2 rRNA genes are annotated in these 3,332 nt (G+C 46.8%); both read left to right on the plus strand.

Annotated features, from left to right (window positions below):
* Positions 1-136: 136 nt before the first annotated feature.
* A 23S ribosomal RNA gene (locus HNS38_RS19820) occupies positions 137-3,026 on the plus strand.
* 87 nt (positions 3,027-3,113) lie between these two features.
* A 5S ribosomal RNA gene (gene rrf, locus HNS38_RS19825) occupies positions 3,114-3,222 on the plus strand.
* The last annotated feature ends 110 nt before the right edge of the window (positions 3,223-3,332 follow it).

Raw genomic sequence — 3,332 nt, forward strand, 5'->3', positions numbered from 1 at the left:
CCTCCACTTCTAAATGCATTAAGCATTTACAAAGAGTTCTTTGACGTATTGAAAGATGACATTGATAAAATAGAATAAAAATAACGAGCGCCGATGCGACGAGCAAATTTATTTGCAAATCAACTTGGCAATAGATAAGAAAGTAATTAAGGGCGCATGGCGGATGCCTTGGCTCTCAGAGGCGATGAAGGACGTGATAAGCTGCGATAAGCTTCGGGTAGATGCAAATAATCTATTATCCGGAGATTTCCGAATGGGGCAACCCAGTACATTGAAGATGTATTACCCTGTTTACAGGGGGCGAACGCGGTGAACTGAAACATCTTAGTAACCGTAGGAAGAGAAAATAATAATGATTCCCCAAGTAGTGGCGAGCGAACGGGGATTAGTCCAAACCAGTTTTGTTAAGGCAAAACCGGGGTTGTAGGACTGCGATGTGGTAGTAACGAATATAGCCGAACACCTCTGGAAAGGGTGACTATAAAGGGTGAAAGTCCCGTAGGCGAAATGTTCAATACACCTAGCAGTATCCTGAGTAGGGCGGGACCGGTGAAATCCTGTCTGAATCCAGCAGCACCATCTGCTAAGACTAAATACTCCTGAGAGACCGATAGTGAACAAGTACCGTGAGGGAAAGGTGAAAAGTACCCCGAACAGGGGAGTGAAATAGTACCTGAAACCGTGCGCCTACAAGCGGTCGGAGCAACCTTGTGTTGTGACGGCGTGCCTTTTGCATAATGAGCCTACGAGTTACTCCTCTCTAGCAAGATTAATCACGTAAACGTGAGTAGTCGAAGCGAAAGCAAGTCTGAATAGGGCGACAGAGTTAGAGGGGGTAGACGCGAAACTCAGTGATCTACCCATGACCAGGTTGAAGAAATGGTAACACATTTTGGAGGACCGAACCAGTTGACGTTGAAAAGTCTTTGGATGAGTTGTGGGTAGGGGTGAAAGGCTAATCAAACTGAGAGATAGCTCGTACTCCCCGAAATGTATTTAGGTACAGCCTCGTGTTAAAGTGTTATAGAGGTAGAGCTACTGATTGGGCTAGGGGGCTTCACCGCCTACCAAACCCTGACAAACTCCGAATGCTATAACATGTTTCACGGGAGTGAGGCGTTGGGTGCTAAGGTCCAATGCCGAGAGGGAAAGAACCCGGACCATCAGCTAAGGTCCCCAAATGTGTGTTAAGTTGTACTAACGAGGTCCAATTGCTTTGACAGCTAGGATGTTGGCTTGGAAGCAGCCATTCATTTAAAGAGTGCGTAACAGCTCACTAGTCGAGCGATAGGGCATGGATGATAATCGGGCATAAACACACTACCGAAGCTATGGAATTGAATTTATTCAATTGGTAGGGGAGCATTCTAGTTGCATTGAAGCAGTAGCGGCAAGCTATTGTGGAGCGGCTAGAAAAGCAAATGTAGGCATAAGTAACGATAATGCGGGCGAGAAACCCGCACACCGAAAGACTAAGGTTTCCTGATCAACGCTAATCGGATCAGGGTTAGTCGGGACCTAAGGCGAACCCGAAAGGGGTAGTCGATGGACAATCAGTTAATATTCTGATACCACCTTTAATTGCGATGAGAGGACGGAGTAGTGAAATTCCCGCGTACTGACGGAATAGTACGTTGAAAACTGTAGGTATATGGAGTGTAGGCAAATCCGCACACCATGCTGAAGGTTGATAGTACCACGAGTCTTCGGACAAGTGGATAGTGGAGCTAATCATACTTCCAAGAAAAGTCTCTAAGCTTCAGATTATAGGTGCCCGTACCATAAACCGACACAGGTGGTCGAGGAGAGAATCCAAAGGTGCTCGAGTGATTCATGGCTAAGGAACTAGGCAAATTAACCCCGTAACTTCGGGAGAAGGGGTCCCTACTTCGGTAGGGCGCAGAGAAATGGCCCAGGCGACTGTTTAGCAAAAACACATGGCTTTGCAAAATCGTAAGATGACGTATAAGGCCTGACACCTGCCCGGTGCCGGAAGGTTAAGTGGTGGTGTTATTCTCTTCGGAGAAGAAGCACTGAAATGAAGCCCCGGTAAACGGCGGCCGTAACTATAACGGTCCTAAGGTAGCGAAATTCCTTGTCGGGTAAGTTCCGACCTGCACGAATGGTGTAACGATCTGGGCGCTGTCTCAGCCATGAGCTCGGTGAAATTGTAGTAACGGTGAAGATGCCGTTTACCCGCAATGGGACGGAAAGACCCCGTGAACCTTCACTACAGCTTAACATTGACTTTGGATAAATCATGTGTAGGATAGCCGGGAGACTGTGAAGCTGGGCCGCTAGGTCTGGTGGAGTCATCCTTGAAATACCGGCCTTGATTTATTTGAAGCCTAACCCGCATGCGGGGAAAATGTTTGGTGGGTAGTTTGACTGGGGTGGTCGCCTCCAAAAGAGTAACGGAGGCTTTCAAAGGTACCCTCAGTATGATTGGTAACCATACGTAGAGTGCAATAGCAAAAGGGTGCTTGACTGTGAGACTTACAAGTCGACCAGGTACGAAAGTAGGATATAGTGATCCGGTGGTTCCGTATGGAAGGGCCATCGCTCAAAGGATAAAAGGTACTCCGGGGATAACAGGCTGATCACTCCCAAGAGCTCACATCGACGGAGTGGTTTGGCACCTCGATGTCGGCTCGTCATATCCTGGGGCTGGAGAAGGTCCCAAGGGTTGGGCTGTTCGCCCATTAAAATGGCACGCGAGCTGGGTTCAGAACGTCGCGAGACAGTTCGGTCCCTATCTATTGTGGGCGTTAGAAGTTTGAGAGGACCTGACTCTAGTACGAGAGGACCGTGTTGGACAAACCTCTGGTTTACCTGTTGTGGCGCCAGCCGCACCGCAGGGTAGCTACGTTTGGTTGAGATAAGTGCTGAAAGCATCTAAGCACGAAACTCGCCTCAAGATGAGACTTCTTTTAAGGGTCGTTAGAGACTATGACGTTGATAGGCTGCAAGTGTAAAGGTGGTAACATCAAAGCTGAGCAGTACTAATTACCCGTAGCTTTTAATCTATTAAGCTCATTATGTTTACAATATTTTTGAAATTCATCTTTCTTTACTACGTCATTGTATTAGTACAAGTACTAATATCAAGATATTGTGGTGATTATGGCAGCGGGGTACACCTCTTCCCTTTCCGAACAGAGAAGTTAAGACCGCTAGCGCTGATGGTACTGCCAATGGTGGGAGAGTAAGTCGTCGCCACTCCTTTATAATAGCAAGTTCAATTTTTTTGAACTTGCTTTTTTTATACCCCTATTTTTTTATTCTTTTTCACAACTAGAATAAGCTCAAAGCACTATCTTTGCTCGCTAAAA

The organism is Lentimicrobium sp. L6 (genome assembly GCF_013166655.1).
Classification (GTDB): Bacteria; Bacteroidota; Bacteroidia; order Bacteroidales; family UBA12170; genus UBA12170.